This window comes from Actinacidiphila cocklensis (assembly GCF_907177275.1).
Lineage (GTDB): Bacteria > Actinomycetota > Actinomycetes > Streptomycetales > Streptomycetaceae > Actinacidiphila > Actinacidiphila cocklensis.
This window is the reverse complement of record NZ_CAJSLV010000045.1, coordinates 129594-148658: the sequence shown is the minus strand read 5'-3', so window position 1 is coordinate 148658 and position 19065 is coordinate 129594. Positions and strand designations below refer to the sequence as shown.

16 protein-coding genes are annotated in these 19065 nt (G+C 75.9%); 6 read left to right on the top strand and 10 right to left on the bottom strand.

The annotated features are described in order from the left end of the window. Positions 1 to 17: 17 nt before the first annotated feature. Positions 18 to 905, top strand: coding sequence for a 5-oxoprolinase subunit C family protein (locus NFU81_RS09255; protein WP_251487261.1), 888 nt, complete (start codon positions 18 to 20; stop codon positions 903 to 905). Here the strand turns inward: NFU81_RS09255 and NFU81_RS09250 are convergent. The 4 genes from NFU81_RS09250 to NFU81_RS09235 all read right to left on the bottom strand — a co-directional run bounded on the left by NFU81_RS09250 (position 794) and on the right by NFU81_RS09235 (position 6133). Further along, entirely contained in the window at positions 794 to 2011 is a 1218-nt protein-coding gene (locus NFU81_RS09250; protein ID WP_251487259.1) for an SGNH/GDSL hydrolase family protein, read from the bottom strand. The two genes, NFU81_RS09255 and NFU81_RS09250, sit on opposite strands and share 112 nt — an antisense overlap. Positions 2012 to 2260: 249 nt before the next feature. After that, a complete protein-coding gene (locus NFU81_RS09245; RefSeq protein WP_251487256.1) occupies positions 2261 to 3412 on the bottom strand; it encodes a glycosyltransferase in 1152 nt (383 codons plus the stop codon). Then, positions 3409 to 4527, bottom strand: a complete 1119-nt coding sequence (locus tag NFU81_RS09240) for a glycosyltransferase family 4 protein (protein ID WP_251487253.1) — start codon at positions 4525 to 4527, stop codon at positions 3409 to 3411. The genes NFU81_RS09245 and NFU81_RS09240 overlap by 4 nt, the downstream gene beginning before the upstream one ends. Positions 4528 to 4705: 178 nt before the next feature. Further along, on the bottom strand, positions 4706 to 6133 hold the full coding sequence (locus NFU81_RS09235) for a HEAT repeat domain-containing protein (RefSeq protein ID WP_251487251.1): 1428 nt from the start codon (positions 6131 to 6133) through the stop codon (positions 4706 to 4708). Positions 6134 to 6539: 406 nt separating this feature from the next. On the opposite strand from NFU81_RS09235, the gene NFU81_RS09230 reads away from it, so the two are divergent. Then, positions 6540 to 7997 carry a PP2C family protein-serine/threonine phosphatase gene (locus NFU81_RS09230; protein WP_251487248.1) on the top strand — a complete coding sequence of 486 codons (1458 nt, stop codon included), beginning with the start codon at positions 6540 to 6542 and terminating at the stop codon, positions 7995 to 7997. Positions 7998 to 8138: 141 nt separating this feature from the next. Here NFU81_RS09230 and NFU81_RS09225 read toward each other — a convergent pair whose 3' ends face one another. Then, positions 8139 to 9617, bottom strand: a complete 1479-nt coding sequence (locus tag NFU81_RS09225) for a DNA-binding protein NsdB (RefSeq protein ID WP_251487245.1) — start codon at positions 9615 to 9617, stop codon at positions 8139 to 8141. A 225-nt stretch (positions 9618 to 9842) separates the two neighbouring features. Here NFU81_RS09225 and NFU81_RS09220 point away from each other — a divergent pair, with 225 nt between their 5' ends. Further along, a complete protein-coding gene (locus NFU81_RS09220) occupies positions 9843 to 10928 on the top strand; it encodes an aminoglycoside phosphotransferase family protein (RefSeq protein WP_251487243.1) in 1086 nt (361 codons plus the stop codon). A 96-nt stretch (positions 10929 to 11024) separates the two neighbouring features. Here the strand turns inward: NFU81_RS09220 and NFU81_RS09215 are convergent, their stop codons facing one another. The 3 genes from NFU81_RS09215 to NFU81_RS09205 all read right to left on the bottom strand — a co-directional run bounded on the left by NFU81_RS09215 (position 11025) and on the right by NFU81_RS09205 (position 15271). Beyond that, positions 11025 to 11525, bottom strand: a complete 501-nt coding sequence (locus NFU81_RS09215; protein WP_033175962.1) for a hypothetical protein — start codon at positions 11523 to 11525, stop codon at positions 11025 to 11027. A gap of 82 nt (positions 11526 to 11607) precedes the next feature. After that, positions 11608 to 14301, bottom strand: coding sequence for an ATP-binding protein (locus NFU81_RS09210; RefSeq protein ID WP_251487240.1), 2694 nt, complete (start codon positions 14299 to 14301; stop codon positions 11608 to 11610). 340 nt (positions 14302 to 14641) lie between these two features. Then, on the bottom strand, positions 14642 to 15271 hold the full coding sequence (locus NFU81_RS09205; protein WP_251487237.1) for a CGNR zinc finger domain-containing protein: 630 nt from the start codon (positions 15269 to 15271) through the stop codon (positions 14642 to 14644). A 48-nt stretch (positions 15272 to 15319) separates the two neighbouring features. Here NFU81_RS09205 and NFU81_RS09200 point away from each other — a divergent pair, with 48 nt between their 5' ends. Both NFU81_RS09200 and NFU81_RS09195 read left to right on the top strand, forming a co-directional pair. Continuing rightward, complete coding sequence (locus tag NFU81_RS09200) at positions 15320 to 15973, top strand: pyridoxine/pyridoxamine 5'-phosphate oxidase (RefSeq protein ID WP_251487234.1); 654 nt, start codon at positions 15320 to 15322, stop codon at positions 15971 to 15973. After that, positions 15970 to 16674, top strand: a complete 705-nt coding sequence (locus NFU81_RS09195; RefSeq protein ID WP_251487231.1) for a maleylpyruvate isomerase family mycothiol-dependent enzyme — start codon at positions 15970 to 15972, stop codon at positions 16672 to 16674. The genes NFU81_RS09200 and NFU81_RS09195 overlap by 4 nt, the downstream gene beginning before the upstream one ends. A 60-nt stretch (positions 16675 to 16734) precedes the next feature. On the opposite strand, the gene NFU81_RS09190 is transcribed toward NFU81_RS09195, so the two are convergent. Beyond that, positions 16735 to 16974 carry a DUF397 domain-containing protein gene (locus tag NFU81_RS09190; RefSeq protein ID WP_251487228.1) on the bottom strand — a complete coding sequence of 80 codons (240 nt, stop codon included), beginning with the start codon at positions 16972 to 16974 and terminating at the stop codon, positions 16735 to 16737. A 193-nt stretch (positions 16975 to 17167) separates the two neighbouring features. Between NFU81_RS09190 and NFU81_RS09185 the strand changes: the two genes are divergently transcribed. Further along, positions 17168 to 17740, top strand: coding sequence for an isochorismatase family protein (locus NFU81_RS09185; RefSeq protein ID WP_251487225.1), 573 nt, complete (start codon positions 17168 to 17170; stop codon positions 17738 to 17740). A 50-nt stretch (positions 17741 to 17790) separates the two neighbouring features. On the opposite strand, the gene NFU81_RS09180 is transcribed toward NFU81_RS09185, so the two are convergent. Further along, complete coding sequence (locus NFU81_RS09180) at positions 17791 to 19065, bottom strand: sensor histidine kinase (protein ID WP_251487222.1); 1275 nt, start codon at positions 19063 to 19065, stop codon at positions 17791 to 17793.

Below are 19065 nucleotides of genomic sequence, written 5' to 3'. Positions count from 1 at the left end.
GGCAGGGAGGCGGCGGTATGACCGGGGCGGTACTGCGGGTCGTGCGGGCCGGGGCGTTGACGACCGTGCAGGACGTCGGGCGGGCCGGGTTCGCGCATCTGGGGGTGCCGCGGTCCGGGGCGCTGGACCTGCCGGCGCATCGGCTGGCCAACCGGCTGGTCGGGAACGGCGAGCGGGCCGCCGGGCTGGAGACCACCGTGTCGGGGTGTGCGCTGCGCCCGTCGCGGACCGTGGTGGTCGCGGTCACCGGTGCGGGCTGCCCCGTACGGATCGACGGCCGGCCCGCCGCCTGGGGCGCACCGCTGGTGGTGCCGGGCGGTGCGGTGCTCGACGTGGGGCCGGCCACGGTCGGACTGCGCAGCTACGTCGCCGTGGCCGGCGGGCTCGCCGTCGACGCGGTGCTCGGCAGCCGGGCCACCGACCTGCTGTCCGGCCTCGGCCCTGCGCCGCTCGCCGACGGCGACGAGCTGCCCGTCGGATCAGAGCGGGGCCGCAGCGCGGCGGCGGACGTCCTGCCGTACGGCTCGGTCGGCGCCAAGCTGGTGCTGCCGTTCCTGCCGGGGCCGCGGGACGACTGGTTCGCGCCCGGCTCCCTCGACGCCCTGGTCACCGGGGGCTACTCGGTCTCCCCCGCCTCCAACCGGATCGGCCTGCGCGTCCTGGGGCCCGCGCTGCGCAGGGCCGCCGGGCGGGACGGCGAGCTGCCCAGCGAGGGCATGGTGCCGGGCGCCGTCCAAGTCCCGCCGGACGGCCGCCCCGTCGTCTTCCTCGCCGACCACCCCACCACCGGGGGCTACCCGGTGATCGGCGTCGTGCCCGAGGAGTCGCTGCCCGCCGCGGCCCAGTCCGCACCCGGCACCAGAATCCGCTTCGTGGCGCTGCGGTCCGGCCGGCCCGTGCTGTGAACGGGCGCTACGGCGCCCAGGGCGGGTCCGCATGGTCCCGTCCGGCCGATTGCGCCTGGCACGCGTGCTCTCCCCCTGTCTTCGGCGGGAGGTGCCCCCGGCGTTGTCGGGCTCGTCCGAGCAGGCCCGCTACGAGGACGAGCCTCCGCCGTGCTGTCGCACGCACCAGACACCGTCTGCCCCGCCCTTCGGGCGGACGACGGGACCTTGCGGACCCGCCCCAGGCCCAGTGACTCCAGGGCCGCCACCGTCGCCTCCCGGGCGGCGTGGTCCAACAGCGGTGCGGTGCCGCGGGCGGTGTGCCGGTACTCCTCCGCCGCAAGCCGCAGAAGGTCGGGCAGCAGGTCCGTGCAGCGGTCCGCGATCCATCTGGTGCCGCGGGTGGCCATCCACCACACCGACGCGCCACGCCCCGGCGGCGGGCCGTCAGGGTCCAGCCGCGGCGGCGGGCCGACCGCCAGGCCCGCGCCGGCCAGCACCCCGTGGAAGTCCCGGGCCAGCAGCCGGTGTCCGGCCTCGCTCGGATGCAGCCGGTCCGCGCTGAGCGTCCCCGGGCTCGTCGCCCAGGGCCGCGGAGCGGCGTGCAGGTGCAGGGCGCCGTGGTGCGCGGACAGCGCGTGGACGGTGTCGTTCAGCGCGGTCATCCGGCGGCCGAGGGGACGGGCCAGCGGCCAGGGCAGGCCCAGTACGGTGCCGGGGTCGGGCAGGCACGCGGTCAGTACGTCGGCGCCGGTGGCGCGCAGCGCGCCCATGGCGGTGTGCAACTCGGCTGCGACGGTGCGGATGTCGAAACCGCCGCGCAGGGTGTCGTTGCCGCCGACCAGCACGGACGCGAGGTGGGGGCGGTGCAGGAGCGCTGCGCTGAGCTGGGGGCCGGCGACGTCTGCTGTGCGGGCGCCGCTGCGGGCGAGGTTCAGCAGGTCGGCGGCCGGGGTGAGGCTCTCCGCCAGAATGGCGGCCCAGCCTCGCCACTCGCCTCCCCGCGAGGGGTCGCCTCCAGGCGCGGGGGCGCCCACCGGCGTGGGCTTGCCTCCCGGCGCGGGGTCGCCGACGCCCTCGCTGAGCGAGTCCCCGAGCACGGCGAACCGCACCACGGTGTCACTCATGGGGACCGCCACGGCTGCCTGCGGCGGGCTTCTCCCGACGGCGCGTCGTGGCCGGGCCTGATTCCCCTGCGACGGCCCGTCGTGGCTGGGCATGCAGTCCCCCGCGCCCCTCGGGGTGGTGGCGGTCCGTTGTCACACGGCGGTGGATGGGTGGTTGCGCGCGCGGTTCCCCGCGCCCCTGGAGGGTGCCGCTCGGCGTGGTCGTGCCGCTGCTTCGCCGTCTCGGCTGGGAGGGGGCGGCCGGGGCGGTCATCGGGGGGATCCGGTGCGGGAAGGGGTGGGGGCTGCGTGGGCTGTGAGGAAGGCGGTGACTGCGGACGGCCAGGTGTAGAGCTCGGCGCGGTGCCTGGCGCGGGCGCGGCGGTCTGCCGCGGGGACCGCGAGGAGGTGGCGGACCGCGGCCGTGTACTCCGCGGGGGTGGCACCCGAGGCGCCGGCCGGGCCGATGAGCGCGGGCAGTGCGGAACGGGTGCTGGCCACCACAGGGGTGCCGCAGGCCAGCGCTTCCAGGGCGGCCAGCCCGAACGTCTCGACGGGTCCCGGCGCGAGCGCCACGTCGGCGGTCGCCAGCAGCGCCGCGAGGTCGTCGCGCCGCGCGAGATGGCCGAGGAAGGTCACCGGCAGCCGGTGGGTCCTGGCGTGGGTGGTGAGCCGCGCGCGCAGCGGCCCGTCGCCCGCGACGACCAGCGCCGCGTCGACGCCCGCGGCGCGTAGCCGGGCCAGCGTGTCGAGCGCGTCGCCGGGCCGCTTCTCCGGGCTGAGCCGGGAGCACAGCACGAGCATGACCGCGGCGCCGTGCCCGTACCGTTCGCGCAGCGAGGCGTCGTGGTGGCCGGGGTGCAGCCCGGCGAGGTCGACGCCGAGCGGGGCGCGGACGACGTTGCGTACCCCGATCCGCTCGAACTCGGCCGCCGCCCAGGCGGTCGTGCAGACCACGCGGGTGTAGGCGTACGCGGTGCGCCGGTTGAGGGCGTCGGCGGCGCGGCGGGCGGCACCCGCCGGGAGGCCCCAGGTGCCCAGGACGCCGTCGGCGCTCTCGTGGGAGACCATGACCGCGGGCACCCGGCGGCGCCTGGCCCATTCCCCGGTCCAGCGCAGCGTGGTGCGGTCGGAGACCTCCAGCCGGTCCGGCGCGAGCTGTTCGAGCAGCGCGGCGACGGGTGCGCGGCGGGCCAGTACGCGGTAGCCGCCGGTGCCGGGGATCTCGGGTCCCGGGAGGGTGATGACCCGGCCCTGTGCGGTGTGCTCGTCGGACGCCTCGGGTCCCGGGATGACAAGGACGGGTTCGTGGCCGGCGGCCGCGTACCCCTCGCCGAGGTGGCGCAGCGCGGTGCGCAGTCCGCCGGAGACGGGTGTGACGAAGTTCGCCACCCGGACGATGCGCAGGCCGGCGGCGGTCATGCGGCGACCACCGCTCGCTCGCCGAGCACCTGCGCGTAGTGGTCGAGCAGCTGGTCGCCGACGGCTTCCCACGTGCGTTCCGCGACGGCCGCGCGGGCGGCGGTGCCGTAGCGGACCCGCAGCCGCGGGTCCGCGTGCAGCAGCCGGACCGCGGTCCGTACCGCGAGGTCGTCGCCCGGCGGTACGAGCAGGCCGGTCCTGCCGTGGTCGACCAGGTCGAGCGGGCCGCCCGCGGCGGGGGCGACCACAGGGACGCCGCTGGCCATGGCCTCCTGGACGGTCTGGCAGAAGGTCTCGAAGGGGCCGGTGTGGCAGAAGACGTCGAGCGAGGCGTAGATGCGGGCGAGGTCGCTCCCGGTTCTGCGGCCGAGGAAGACCGCACGCGGCAGCGCCTGGCGCAGCCCCGGCAGGCTGGGGCCGTCGCCGACCACGACGACCCGTACGCCGGGCAGTTCGCAGGTGCCGGCCAGCAGTTCCACGTGCTTCTCCGCGGCGAGCCGGCCGACGTAGCCGACGATCAGCTCGCCGCGCGGGGCGAGCTCGCGGCGCAGCGCGTCGTCCCGGTGGGCGGGGTGGAAGCGGACCGAGTCGACACCGCGCGGCCACAGGTGGACCCGGGGCACGCCCTGGCCGGCCAGCGCGGCGGCCGACGCGGTGGAGGGGGCCAGCGTGCGGGCGGCGGCGGTGTGCACGGCGCGTATACGACGCCAGGCGGCGGCCTCGCCGGCGTTCAGGTACGTCCTGGCGTAGCCGGCCAGGTCGGTCTGGTAGACGGCGACCGCCGGTATCCGCAGCCGGGTTGCGGCGGCCAGGCCGCGTACCCCGAGGACGAAGGGGCTGGCCAGGTGGACGATGTCGGCGCGGTGCGCGGTGATGGCCGCGGCGGTGCGGCGGCCGGGCAGCGCCACCCGCACCTGGGGGTAGCCGGGCAGCGGCAGCGAGGGCACGCGGACGACCGGGCAGGGGTCGTCGGCGTCCTGGTCGTGCGGCCCCGCGGGCGCGACGACCAGGGGCTCGTGGCCGCGGCGGGCGAGGTGTTCGGCCGTGCGCAGCGCGCAGTGGGCCACTCCGTTGACGTCGGGTGGGAAGGACTCCGTGACGATGGCGACTCTCATACCGACGTTGTCGCCGCGCCGGACGTTGTCAGGGCCACGAGGATCTTTCCCGAAGGGGAACGCCCCATGAGCGTTGGGCCGCGGCCATGCCCCGCGGCCTGGACATCCACGGCGCAACGCCCTCTTCCGCCCCGCCGGGCCGTGTCACCCGGCGGGAGAGGTCAGCCGCGCCCCGGTGTCAGCGCGCGGTGCCGCCCGAGCTGAGCCGGCCCCGTACGGCCGTCTGGACCTCGGCCTCCTCGGCGGGATCGGCGGCCAGCCGGCGCAGCTGCGTCAGCACCCGGACGTCGCCCGAGGTGGCGCGGTGCGCCGCCAGCTCTCTGGTGGCCTCCTCGCAGTCCCACAGGCACTCGACGGCGAAGCCGGCCGCGAAGCCGGGGTCGGCGAGCGCCAGGGCGCGGGCCGCGGTGCCGCGCAGCTGGGAGGAGGACGTCTCGCGGTAGAGGTGCCGCAGCAGGGGTGCGGCACGGCAGGCGGCGAGCCGGCCGACGCCCTCGACGAGCGCGTCGAGCCCTTCCGCGTCGGCGCCGCCCGACTGGACGGTGCGGCGCAGTGCGGCGAGCACCAGGTCGGCGTCCGCGGGGCCGCCGCGGCGGGCGAGCATCCTGGCTGCGGCGGCACCGAGCAGGCCGGTGCGTGCGGCCCAGACGCGGGCCCGGGCCATGGCCTCGTCGTCGCGCATGCGCTCGAAGGACTCGACGGCCGCGCGCACCACGCGTTCCTCGACGGCTTCCGCGGCGGTCTCGATCAGGTCGAGGCACTGCGGGTCGCGGCGGTCGCCGAGGTGGCGCAGGGCGGCCGCGCGGGCGGCGGACGGGCCGCGCAGGGCGGCCTCCAGCAGCGCGGGGCGGTCCTCAGGTCCTGCGACGGCGGCCAGGCAGCGGGCGGCGGGCTGGTCGCGCTCGACGGAGGGGTGCTCGTCGAGGCCCTGCTCGGCCCATTCCAGGACGGCCGCGACGCTCCAGCCCGGGGTGGGTCCCGCCGAACGCAGCTGGCGCTGCCAGCGGTCGAAGCTGACCTGCTCGGCGGCCTGCCTGACCCGCTCGGCGGTGGCGGGGTGCGCGGTGTCCTCGGCCCACAGCTGCCAGGGGCGCGGTTCGTACGCCTCCCGGACCGCGCGGGCGAGGGCGGCGTCGCCCTCAGGGGTGCGCGGGAAGCGGGCGACCACGGCGGGGCCCAGGGAGCGCAGTCCGGCCTCCGCGTCGCGTACGGCCAGCTCGTCCAGCGCCCATTCCCAGCAGCCGCCGGTGGCGGCGTAGCGGCGCAGCAGGTGCAGCGCGTCCCGGCGGCCGTAGCCGGCCAGGTGGCCGAGGACCGACAGGGCCAGGCCGCAGCGGTGCTCGTCGGGGACGATCAGGTCGTCGGGGTGGAAGAGGTGCTGTTCGATCCCGTCGAGCGGGCCTTCCAGGTCGGAGTAGAGCCGCGCGTAATAGAGGGAGCGCGACTCGACCCGCCAGTCCAGGCGGGGGTCGCGCAGCACGCAGTGCTCCAGGGCGGCGAGTGCGTCGGCCCGCGGCGCCGCGAGGGCGTGCAGGGGACCGTCTCCGCGCCCCCGCTGGAGGAGGCCGAGAAGGGTGCCGCTGGGCGCTATGTCTGGGTCGAACATGAGGTCAGCATCCGGTGCGGGGGGTTCCATGGCAACGGGATTTCCGCTGCTGATGCCCGGCATCCTTACCGGCCACCGGGCTTTTCACACCTGGCGGCCGGGCCGGACTCCGTGGGGACGGGCGGCGGCAGCCTACCGACTCGGGGGCGCGATGTCGCTTCCGGACCGCCCGCGACCGGGAGCAGGGTGGCTCCCCGGCGTCCTGCGGGCGACCTGCGGAGGTCGGCCCGGCGGCCGTTTCCCGGCCCAACTACCTCTGGGCTATTGGCATATGCCGCAAGCACCACCGGATCGGGTATCGCTGAAACCCTTACGACCCATCGCTCCCTGTGCAACAGTCGTTACCGGCCCCTTCCGTCCGCCACGGCCGTTGAGAGCCTGCCAGCAGACACGTTCGGAGTGCGTCATGCCGTCCCCAACGCATGCGGATCACACCGCCGCGCAACCGCCGGACCCCGGTGCGGTGGACGCGCTGATCTCCCAGGCACGCCAGCTCAGGACCCGGGTCGACGCGGTCCTGCGGGACAGCGACACCACCGGCGACCCGCAGCTGCGCTGGCAGCGCGCGCTGTGCGACCTGGCCGTCCACCAGCTCGACGACCTGGGCACCCACCTCGGGCAGCTCAGGGACGGCCTGGACCCCGCCGACCTGCCGCCGGACGGGCTGCTGCTGCTCGACGTACCGCTCCAGCCGAGCGGTCCCGACGCGGCCGCGGTGGGCGCGCTCGGCAGGGCCGGCAGCGCGCAGTGGGACCTGCTCACCGACGGGGCGCTGTGGTCGGACGAGCTGTACCGCATCTTCGGCCGCTCCCCGGGGGACGGCCCGCTGACCCTGGACGAGCTGCCGTCCTGGCTGTTCGCCGAGGACCAGGCGGTGCTCACCGAGATGGTCACCGGCTGCCTGGTGGACGGGCGGCCGATCGACGGCGAATTCCGCATCGTGCGCGCGGACGGCTCGGTGCGGACCGTGCACATGGTCGGCGAGCCGGTGCTCGGCACCGACGGCGGCACCGAGTCGATGTGGGCGGTCCTGCGGGACGTGAGCGACCTGCGGCGCAGCCAGCGGACGCTCCGCGAGACCAGGGAGTCGCTGCAGCGGCAGCGGCAGATCGCGCAGACCGAGCGGCGCATGGCGGTCGAGCTGCAGGAGGCGGTGCTGCCGCCGTGGCGCGGCGCCCAGCGCTTCCCGCTGGACGGGGGGCCGACCACGATGGATCTGGCGGCGCACTACCTGCCGTCCGCGACCAGCGCCCTGATCGGCGGTGACTGGTACGACGCGATGCAGCTGCCGGACGGCGCCTCCTTACTCACCGTCGGCGACCTCACCGGCCACGGCGTGACGGCGACGTCGGGCATGGCGATGCTGCTCGGCGCCCTGCGCGGCATGGCCGTCGCGGGCCTGCAGCCGGGCCCGCTGATGGGCTGGCTCAACGAACTGCTCGACACCTCGCCGCAGCCCGCGCTCGGCAGCGCCCTGTGCTGCCGCTACGAGCCGGACACCCGGGAGCTGCACTGGGCGCAGGCCGGCCACCCCGCCCCGCTGCTGTTCCGCAACGGGACGGGGCGGTCGCTGGATCCGCCGGACGGCGTCCTGCTCGGCGCCACCTCGGGTGCGCAGTACGGCCAGGCACGCGAGCAGCTGGCGCCCGGCGACCTGCTGGTGCTGCACACCGACGGCCTGGCGCCGCGCCGCTCGGTCGTGGACGCGCCGGACACCGGCGGCGGGGGGAACCGCCTGCTGGCGATGGCCCCGCTCTTCTCCGCCGCCAGGAGCGCACAGGACTGCGTACGGCTGGTGGCGGAGGAGTTCGGCACTCCCGACCGCGAGGACGACGCCTGCGTGCTGATCGCCAGGATCCTCTGACCGCGATCCCCTGACCGCACCGGCTGTCGTATCGGCCGTGTCACCCCACGTCCTGCTGTCCGACCCGTTCGGCGGCGGGGCGGAGGCATGGCGTACGGCGGCGGCCGGCCGTACGGCCGCGGGGCGTGCCCCGGCGGCGGGTCAGACCTCGCGGTAGCGGGAGCCTCCGCTCTTGCGGCGGCCCGGCATGGTCGACTCGATCTCCTGCCGCAGGTCCTGGATGCGGCTGTAGTCGGAGTAGCGCCCGGTGAGGCGGTACATCTCGCGCAGCCGGTCCCAGGTGCGGTGCGAGGAGGTCTGGCCGATGGTCAGCAGCGCCATCCGCGCGTAGCGGTCGGCCTGCTCCGGGTCGTCGGCGATGAAGCAGGCCGAGGCCAGCGACAGGTAGTCGAAGATCATCGAGCGCTCGTGACCCGAGGTGCGCAGCGTGATCGCCTGTTTGGCGTGCAGCTGCGCCTGGGCGGCCGCCGCCGGCTCGTGCTCGGCCAGGGTGCGGTAGGCCAGCGCCTGCATGCCGTGCAGGTCGGCCTCGTCGAAGTTCTGCATCCAGCTCGGCGGGGCCACGTCGCCCTTGTCGGAGACGAACAGGTCCTCGGCCTCACCGAGGGTCCGCCGCATCGCCTGGCCGCGCCCCATGGACGCCTGCGCCCACGCCTCGATGGTGTGCAGCATCGCCCGGGTGCGGGGCAGCGCCTGGTCGCCGGAGCCGGACCTGGCGAGCTGCATCAGGTCCAGGGCCTGCTCCGGCTGTCCGAGGTGCACCATCTGCCGGGCGGCCCGGGACAGCGCCTCGCCGGCGCGCGGCCGGTCACCGCCCTCGCGGGCCGCGTGCGCGGCGATCAGGAAGTACTTCTGCGCTGTCGGTTCGAGCCCGATGTCGTGCGACATCCAGCCGGCCAGGACCGCCAGGTTGGCCGCCACGCCCCACAGCCTGCGCTGCAGGTGCGGCGGATTCCGGTAGGAGAGCATGCCGCCCACCTCGTTGAGCTGGCCGACGACCGCCTTGCGCTGGAGCCCGCCGCCGCGGGCGGCGTCCCAGGCGCGGAAGACCTCGACCGAGCGCTCCAGCGACTCGATCTCCTGGGATCCGACCGGGACCGCCTCGTAGGGGTCGTAGTCGGCCGGGTCCACGTGCAGCGGATCGGCGAATCCGGGTGCGTCGGCCGCGAGGGCCGGGTCGGTGTGCAGCCAGTCCTGCAGGGCATTGCTGATTAGGGTGCCGGAGGCGAGCGCGGCGCCCGCGCCCACCAGACCGCGTCGGTTGAGCATGAGGTCCATTCCCGTGAATTCGGTGAGGACCGCGGCTGTTCTTTCCGGCGGCCACGGGAGGCCGTCTCCGGTCTGTCTGTTCCCCGTCTGCCGGCGCCGGTCGAACCCGAGATCCTCGATGGTCACGACACGGCCGAGACGCTCGGTGAACAGCGCGGCCAGCACCTTCGGCACGGGTTCGCGCGGTGACTCACCGGTGTCGATCCAGCGGCGCACCCGCGACGTGTCGGTCGCCAGCTGCGGGTGGCCCATGGCCGCCGCCTGCCGGTTGACCAGCCGCGCGAGTTCGCCCTTGGACCAGCCGGTGAGACCGAACAGGTCCGCGAGTCGGGTGTTGGCCTCATTGCCCACGTCAAGCCCCCAGGTTCCTCGGCGCTGTTGACACTATTCCCCCCGACAATCGCCCCGCGACTATTCGCCAGGGTTCGCCAGGGTCCGCCAGATGGTCTGCCATGGCCTGCCGGGTGTCAGGTAGGAACGCGCCACCCCGCTCCGGCGCCGCATTCCCCAGGGTGCGCCGCCGGGCGGGGCCGGTGTCCCTGAACTCGCAGGCACACGAAGGGAACGGCTCTTCCCATGTATTCGGCATCGTCCTCCGTGTCCGCCCCGCCCCGCCCCGCGTATCCCGCCGTTGCGGAGCCGGCCGTCCTCAGAACCCGCCCGCCCACAGGACTGCGGCGCGGGACGCTCGGCAGCACCCATCCCCTCAGCGGGAGACTCGACTTGACCGGCCCGCAAGGGACCCAGCTTCGTACCGCGGTCGCGGCGGTGCAGCGGATCTGTCCCGAGTTCACCCCCGTGCAGCTACTGCGCCGAGGCGGCCGGACGGCACTGCTGATCGGCACCTCGGGACGCTCTCCCGCCGTGGCCAAGTGCCTGCTGGACCACTCGCCCGCCTGGGCGGATCGTTTCCGCCACGAGATAGCTGCGTACCGGACGTTCGTCCGGCACCGTCCGCCGGTACGGGTGCCGCGGCTGATCGCCGCCGACCCGGACAGCTGCGTCCTGGTGATGGAGCGGATGCCGGGACGGGTCGTCTCGCCGCAGCGCCACCCGTCGCACCCGCCGGCCCGGGGCGACGTGCGCGCCGCCCTGTCGGCGTACGCGCGGATCAACATGTGGCGCCCGCCTCCGGGTTCGTTCGACGCGCCGATCGACTACCCGGCCAGGATCAACCGCTACCACGAGCTGGGCCTGCTCACCGACCGCGACATGGGCGACCTGCAGAAGCTGCTGCACGGACTGGCCCACGCGCAGGGGCAGTTCTGCCACGGCGACGCGCTGCTGTCCAACGTGCTGCTCTCGCCGGCCGGCCCCTCGCTGGTCGACTGGGAGCACGCGGGCTGGTATCTGCCCGGCTACGACCTGGCGGTGCTGTGGTCGGTGCTCGGCGACGACGAGGCGGCCCGCCGGCAGATCAGCCAGCAGGCGCAGGCCCCGGGCCCGGCCGCGCGGGACGCCTTCCTGGTCAACCTGATGCTGGTGCTGACCCGGGAGATCCGCACGTACGAGACGGCCGTCCAGCGCACCATGCGGTCCACCGCGCCGGTGGCGCCGGGCGCCGCGGAGAGCGGTGAGGAGCAGCGGCTGCTGCTGCGCAGGCTGCACGACGACTGCGGCCTGGCCCGCAGGGCGGTGCGCGCCGCAGTGGGCACGCGCTGAAGGGCGGCGGGCTGAGCGCGGGGGCTCAGCCGGCCCGGTCGACTGCCGCGGTGCGCACCCTCGGCACCCTCGGCGCCTACGCCCCCGCCGCCGGCGTCAGCCGGCCTGGAACATTGCCGCGGGCAGCGGCTTGAGCAGCTGGTAGAGGTCGTCGGTGATCGGCCGGTCCCAGGTGGCGATGGTCACCTGCACACCGTCGCTGCGGTCGAACTGCGCGCACGCGACGCGGGACTCGGAGATCTTGATCCGCCGGACGATCAGCAGGCCGTCGCCCTGCCAGACCGGGGTGTCCTCGATCTCGGTGACCTCGGCGGGCTCGTCGTTGCCCAGCGCGGCCAGCAGCTGCGCCACCTCGAAGGGCACCTGCCCCTCGCTCAGCTCGCGGGCGGGCGATCCCTCCGGCAGGTTGCCGATGAGCATCGCAGGGCCGCGGCCGCCGAAGAGGTCGTAGCGCAGGTAGATCCCCTCGCACCGCCCGTCGGGGCCAGGCAGCAGCCCGGCCCCCAGGTCGCCCGGCCAGTCCCCCGGGTCCATCGCGAGTACGTCGAAGTCCGGCCCGGTGGGCGTGGCTGCGCTGCGGCGGCGGAGGAAGGACATGCCGCCATGGTAAAGGCTGACCTGCGCCGCGGGGACCCGCCGACCACCAGGTGGTCCGGGGCGGCAGCGCCGGGCGGCGCCGTCAGGGTGCGGCGGGGTCCGGGGCGGTGGCCTGCGACAGTTCCGCGCGGGCCTGTGCCGCGGTGCCGTCGGCGGCGCACCGCAGGGCGGTGTCGAGGCCGCGGCGGAGCCGGTCCACCGCCTCCGCGGGGCGGTCCGCGTCGCGCAGGGCGACGCCCTGGGCGACCAGCGCCGCGGCGAGCAGATGGGCGGAAGGGGAGGCCTCCAGAAGGCTGACGGCCTCGGTGAGGAGCTTCAGCCTTTCGGGGCCACCGCAGACCTCGGCCGCGGTCAGCAGCGCGTGGCCGATCGCGGACCTGGCGCCGTACTGCCGCGCCCTGGCGACGGCGTCGAGCACGGTGTCCCGGGCGCGCTGCGGTGCGTCGCGGGACTCGGCGAGCGCCAGGTGCAGCTGCCAGGGGCACCAGGCGGGGTTGCGCATCCCGCGGGCGTCCAGCCTGCGGCCGACCGCGGCCAGCACTGCGGCGGCCTCCTGGTGCAGCCCGCAGGCCAGCAGCAGCTCGCCGTGTACGGCCTGGGCGTCGGGGAAGGTGACGGCGGCGGGGAAGGGGTGGCGGAAGGCGTACTCCGCGGCCAGCGCCGCCGCCTGCTCGCTTCGGCCGCGGGCGAGCAGCACCTCGATCAGGACGGCGACGGCGTACCACTGCACGGGGGTGCCGCGCCCGACCCGCTCGGCGAGCCGCAGCCCGTCGCGGGCCAGGTCCTCGGCCTCGGCGAGCCGGCCCTGCCGGTAGCGGACGTAGCCGAGCAGCAGCAGCCCGAAGGACAGGTGGGCGCCGCGCCAGCCCTGGCGTTCGAAGTCGGCGATCCCGGTGGCGAACAGCTCCTCGGCGCGCTCGGGCCGGTCGGCGTAGGCGTACGTCATCGCGACCAGCACCGGCACCTCGAAGCCGCGGTCCTCGTCGGCCCACGGCAGCCCGCCGTCCAGTGCGCGGCGCGCGTGCCGCAGCACGGTCGAGGTGTGCTCGCCGCGCAGCGTGGCGTCCCAGGCGCGCAGCCCGATGATGTACCGCTCGGTGAGGTCGCGTCCGGTGAGCCGGTCGGCGAGCCGGGTCAGCCGCCGGGAGCGGCCGGGCGAGTCGGCCTCGTCGGCGCGGAAGGCGTCCCACATGAACTGCTCGGACTGCATCCGCAGCCGGGTGCGGGCGCTGGTCGCGGTGCGGGCGGCCTGCGCGACGACCTCGGCGGCCTCGCTGAGCCGGTCGCTGTGGGCCAGTGACTGCGACAGCTTGAAGACGATGCCGTCGCGCAGCTCGGGGTCGCCGATCGGCTCCTCCAGCGCGGCCCGCAGGTGGTTGACGGTCACCGCCGGTTCGAGGAGCTGGGAGGCGCAGCCCAGTTCGTAGAGCACCGCGGCGCGGTCGGCGTCCTGCGGGGGCTCGCGCAGCGCCCGGCCCAGGTAGCTGCGGGCCGTCTCGGGGGCGCCGGCCCGCAGGGTCTCCCGGGCGGCGGCCCGCAGCCGGCCGACCACCCACGGGTCGCCCTCCGGGTGGGTCTCCAGCAGGTGCCGGGCGGCCGCGGAGGCGCCGAGCCCGGCGTCGATGACGGACTGGGCGGCCTGGCCGTGCAGGGCGACCCGTACGGCGTCGGGTATCGCGTGGTAGACGGTGGTGGCGATCAGCGGGTGGACGAACTCCAGGGTGCCGCTGCGGGTGAGGATGCGGGCCTCGCGGAGCCGGTCGGCGCAGTCGGCGGCCTCCTCCCGGCCGAGCCCCGCGACGTCGGCGGCCAGTTCCGGCGGCACCTGGGTGCCCAGGACCGCGGCGGCCCAGGCGAGCCTGACGGTGGAGGGGCCGAGCCGTTCGAGCCGGCTGACCAGGCCGCGGCCCTTGGCGTCGGCGGCGAGGTCGCGCAGCAGGTGGGTGCTCGAACCGTCGGGTGTGACACCGCGGTCGCGGAGCTTGGCGGCCAACTCGACGGCCTCGAAGGGATTTCCGGCGGTGACCGCCCAGCACTCGCGGCAGAAGTCCTCGTCGGCGTGCTCGCCGACGGCGTCGCGCACCAGGTGGCCCACCGCGTCCGCGGTGAGCGGTTCGAGGCCGAGGGGGCGGTGCCCTGCCCTGCCGGGCAGCACGCGGAACGCCTCGGCTCCTGCGGGGAGTTCGTCGGGCCGGTAGGCGACGACGACGAGCAGGGCGAGGTCGTCGGCGCGGGGCGCGAAGGCGGCCAGCCAGTTCAGCGACTGCGGGTCGGCCCAGTGGGCGTCGTCGAGGACCAGGACGGCGGGTGCGCGCTGCACGGCGAGGTGGGTGAGCACCCAGTCGAGCCCGTCGCGGATGCCCTGCGGGTCGGGGGTGCTGCCCCCGGTGGCGCACAGGCCGAGCGCGGGGCCGACGATGCCGTACCAACTGCCCAGCGTGGCCCTGATCTCCGCCTCGGCGGCGCCCGCGAGCTGCGGTTGCAGCAGCTGCCGTGCCACGTGGAAGGCGACCTGCTGCTCCTGGTCGCCGCCGCGTGCGGACAGCACGGTGCAGCCGCGGTCGGCGGCCCGCCTGCGCACCTCGGCGAGCAGGGTGGTCTTGCCCAGGCCCGCGGACCCGGCGAGCGCGAGCAGGCCGCCGCGGCGCCGCGCACCGGGGTGCTCGGTACCGTCGGGGCGCAGCCCGCTGAGCTCGCCCAGCGCCTCGTCGACGGCACGGAGTTCGGCCTCGCGTTCGAGCAGCGCGCGCCGGCTGCTCGTCTGGCGCTGCGGCATGGTGCACCCCCTGGCGGCCGGACGGCGCACGCCGGGCGCACACCGTGCCGTACGGACATCCGTCCGGTGGCCTCACAGCGTACGCCGTCCGCTGCGGTGTGTAAGCATGAACGGCCGTGCCGGTCGGCCACTGGCAGGGGACTCGGCCGGCACGGCGCTGGGGGCGGCGGCCTGCGCGAGGCACCTGCGCGGCCGGCCTCCGGGGAGCCTGCCACGCCGGTCGCCCGACCGGCCAGCACCCACAGATCACGCGCCATGCCTGTTCTCCCGTGCGCCCCGGATGCGCCCCCCGTTACCGTGCGTCTCGCGCGTACCGCGAGCGGCGGCCCGGGCGCCGGCGTCAGGTCGCGTCGCCGCCGGCGGCGCGCTGCCGGGCGTGGTGCCGGGCGACGCGGGCGCGGTTGCCGCAGGAGGGCTTGCACCACTCCTGGCGGGCGTGCTCCTTGACGAAGTAGCGCACGCAGCGCGGCGCCGGGCAGGCGCGCAGCAACTCCCGGTCGGGGCCGGCGAGGAAGCCGATGGCGTGCCGGGCGAGCGCGGCGGCGAGCAGGTCGGCGGGGGCGGGCGCGCCGGCGACCGTACGGCACTCGGCGGCGGCGCCGCCCTGCGGCCAGTCCAGCCGCGGGGTGACCGGGACCAGGGCCGCCGCCGCGTTGAGCCGGTCCAGGGCCTGCCGGGCGGTCGGCAGCCGGTCGGCGTCGGCGGAGCTGGGCGGCCCGGGCAGCACCGCGCGGGCGAAGAGTGCGCGGACCGCGGTGCGCACCTCGACGGCCGCGGCGAGCACGGCGTCGTCGGCGGTGAAGGTCGCCGCGGCGTACGGCCCGGCTGCCAGGTCGGCCTGCAGGTCCGCGGCGTGCGTACGCACCCAGCCGGTCAGCCCCGCCGGTTCCGCGAGGTCGTCGGCGACTCCGCCGTGGCCGTCGTGCCGGATCGTGACGGCGAGATCCAGCGCGAGATGATCAGCAGGCATGAGCTAATGCTAACATCGCCGGAAACCATTAATACGGAGGGGGTGCCTGTGTCCGATCTCCGCGAACTCCTGCGGGGGCTCGACGTCTTCTCGGGCGATCTGCCGGACTTCGACGCCGACGCGGCGCCGGCCGACCCGCGGGAGCTGTTCACCGACTGGCTGCTCGCCGCCGTGCGGGCCGGGGTGCGCGAACCGCACGCCATGACGCTGTCCACGAGCGATGCCGGCGGCGACCCGTCGGCCCGGGTCCTCATCCTCAAGGACGTCTCGCCCGACGGCTGGCACTTCGCCGCCGACTCCGGCAGCCGCAAGGGGCGGGAGCTGGCCGGGCACCCGGCGGCGGCGCTCACCTTCTACTGGTCGCCGCTGGCCCGCCAGGTCCGGATACGCGGCCGGGTCGGCGCGGGCGGCGACGACGCGAGCGCGGCGGACTTCCTGGCCCGCTCCCCCGGCGCCCGGGCCGAGGCGCTGCTCGGCCTGCAGAGCACCCCGCTGGCCGACCTGGCCACCAGGGACGCGGCAGTACGCGAGGCCGCCGCACGGATCGACCGCGAGCCGGGCCTGGTCTCCCCCGGCTGGACGCTCTACACCCTGCGCCCCGACAGCGTGGAGTTCTGGCAGGGCGACCGCGACCGCCGGCACACCCGGGTGAACTACACGCGCACCGACGACGGATGGAAGCGGGGACTGCTGTGGCCGTGACCGAACAGGCGCCTTCCGAGGACCTCGACCTGCAGTCCGCGCTGTCCGCCGGCCAGGTCCACCTGCGCGGGCTGCTCGCCGGGCTCACCGAGGACGCGGCCCGCGCCCCGAGCGCGCTGCCCGGCTGGACCCGCGGGCATCTGCTGACCCACATCGAAGGGGTCGCGCGGGCGCTGGCCCGGCAGGCGCGGTACGCGCTGCGCGGCCGACTGGTCGAGGTCTACGACGGCGGCAGGGCGGCACGTGACGCGGCGATCGAGGCCGGACACGGCCGCAGCGCCGCGCAGTTGGCCGCGGCGGTCGGGGACGCGCTGGACGAGGCCGAGGCGTCCTGGTCGGCGGTCGGCCCCGGCGACTGGCAGCGGCAGGTGTCCTACCGTGACAGCACCGTGCGCACCGCGGGGCTGGCCTGGTGGCGAGAGCTGGAGATCCACACCGCGGACGCGCTGCTGGGCACGGGGCCTGACCGCTGGCCGCCGCAACTGTGCGTCCACCTGGTCGACTTCCTCGCCGTACGGGTGCCGTACGGGACCGAGCTGACGCTGACGGCGGTGGACGCGGACCGTTCCTGGACGCTGGGCAGGGGCGAGCCGGTGGCGGTCGGCGGGCGGCTCACCGACCTGGCGGCGTGGCTGGCCGGACGGGCGCCGGCGCGCCCGCTGACCGGCGATCCGCTCCCGGAGCTGGGCAGTTGGCCCTAGCAGGACCGACCCGCGGTTCGCCGGGCGTACGGCCACGCCGTACGCCCGGGCGACGGGCCGTCAGGTGAGGTCGAACTCGCCGTCGCGCGCGCCGAGAACGAAGGCACGCCACTCGGCGGGGGTGAAGATCAGCGCCGGGCCGTCGGGATGGCGCCCGTCCCGCATCGCGATGTAGCCCTCGACGAAGGCGATCTGCACGTCTCCGCTGCCCTGGCTGCTGGACAGCCACTCCGCATCCGCCAGATCAAGCTGCGGCTTCTTCCCGTTGGCCAACGGCTGTCCTGTGGTGCTTTCCGCCACGTCCGCTCTCCTCCCGCATCGTCCTTCCTTTCCAGCCTATCGGCCGTGGCGCACGCCGACACAAGATGACGGAAGCCGCCCGCCGCAGCCCGTACGTGATCGCGGGAGGCCCGGTCCCGCGACCGCTTGCGAGCGGTCCTGCAGCCTTGTGAACACCCGGCGGGCGGCCGGAGCCTGCGGGTAGGGTCCGCTCATGACCGCACATGATCACGAACAGGGAGCCGGGCCTGCCCGCGAGTCCCCGCTCGCCCCCGGCCTCGACCCGGCACGCACCGCGCTGGTCACGATCGACCTCATGGACCGGATCGTGGCGTTGCCGCTGGCACCGCTGTCAGGGCCGCAGGTGCTCGATGCCGTGCTGGAGCTGGCGGCCGCCTTCCGCAAGGCGGGCGCCCCGGTGGTGGCCGTCCGGGCGCAGCGGCCGGGAGCCGGGGAGCAGCCGGCCGGCAGCGACCTGGCCGAGGGCGTCGTCCAGGACGGCGACATCGTCGTCGTCAAGCACACGATCGGCGCCTTCCAGGACACCGGCCTGCACGAGCGGCTGCGGGCGCTGGGCGTCGACACCCTGGTGATGGCCGGCGTCGCCACCAACCTGGGCGTGGAGTCCACCGCACGGGCCGCCGCCGACCTCGGCTACCAGCTGGTCTTCGCCGAGGACGCCATGTCGGGGCTGACCGCGGCGGAGCACCGGGCCGCGGTGTCCCTGGACTTTCCGCGGTTCGGGACCGTGGTGACCGCGGCCGAGGTGGAGTTCGCGGCCGGATGAGGCCCGTGCGGTGCGCGGGCCCGGTCCCGGCGGGCCCGCACACCGCACGGTCAGCAGCGCGCCGCGGTCCGCAGCGGGAAGACCGCGCGCAGCCTGGCGCCGGGGGCGGGACCGGGGACGACCTGGAGCGTGGCCCGGTGGGCGAGCGCGATGTCGCGGGCGATGGACAGGCCGAGGCCCGAGCCGCCGGTGTCGCGGGTGCGGGCGTGGTCGAGCCGGGTGAAGCGGTCGAAGACGGTGGCCTGGTGCTCGGGGGGTATGCCGGGGCCGTCGTCGGTGACGTCGAGGCGGGCCTGGCCCGAACCGGCCTCGTGGGTGAGCGCGACCGTCACGGAACCGGCCGCGTGGCGTACGGCGTTGTCGACCAGGTTCGCGACCAGGCGCCGCAGCTGGTCGGGCGATCCGTCGACCAGCAGGTCGGGGGTGAGCCGCAGGGCCACCTGGACGTCGGTGCGCGGGCGGGCGCGGGCGGCCTCCTCCGCGACGATCTGGGCCAGGTCGGTCTCCCGGGTGCGGATCGGCTCGCGGGCGTCGAGCCTGGCGAGCAGCAGCAGGTCGGCGGTGAGGGTCTGCAGCCGCTGCACGTCGTCGAGCGCGTCCGCGGCGAGCCGCCGCTCGACAGGGCGGGCGAGTTCGAGCCGGGTACGCAGCACCGCCATCGGGCTGCGCAGCTCGTGGGCCGCGTCGGCGACGAACTGCCGGTGCGCGCCGACCGCGGTCTGCAGCCGGTCCAAGGTGGCGTTGACGGTACGCGCCAGGGCGCCGACCTCGTCGCGCGACGCCGGTTCCGGCACCCGTTCATGCAGGTCGCGGGCGGTGATGTCGGCGACCTTCGCGCGGATCGCGGAGACCGGCCGCAGCGCCCGGCCGACGGCGAGCCAGGTGAGCCAGGCGACCAGCGCGAGCAGCGCGGGAATCCCCGGCACCAGCACGGCGGTCAGGGTGCGCATGGCGGCGCGGGCCGGGGCCAGCGAGGCGGTGCCCATGACGGTGACCCTCCCCGACCCGGTGTCCACGCTCCGGCTGATGACCACCAGACCGCCGCCCTCCCCGGGCGGGGCTCCCGGTGGCGGCCCCACCAGGTCCCCCGGCAGCCCCGGGTCCGGCGGGAGGGCGGTGGCGCCGCCGCCGGAGACCTTCCCGCCGGCTCCCAGTCCTTTCGTCAGGAGGACGGCGGCCTTGTGGTCGGCGTCCTGTGCGGCCAGCGCGTTGGCCGAGTCGGTCAGGCTGGTGTGCAGCGCGCTGAAGAGCGCAACGGCGGCCAGTGCGAGGGCGGCGGCCACGACGGCGGTCGCGGCCAGCGTGGTCCGCAGGCGTACCCCCAT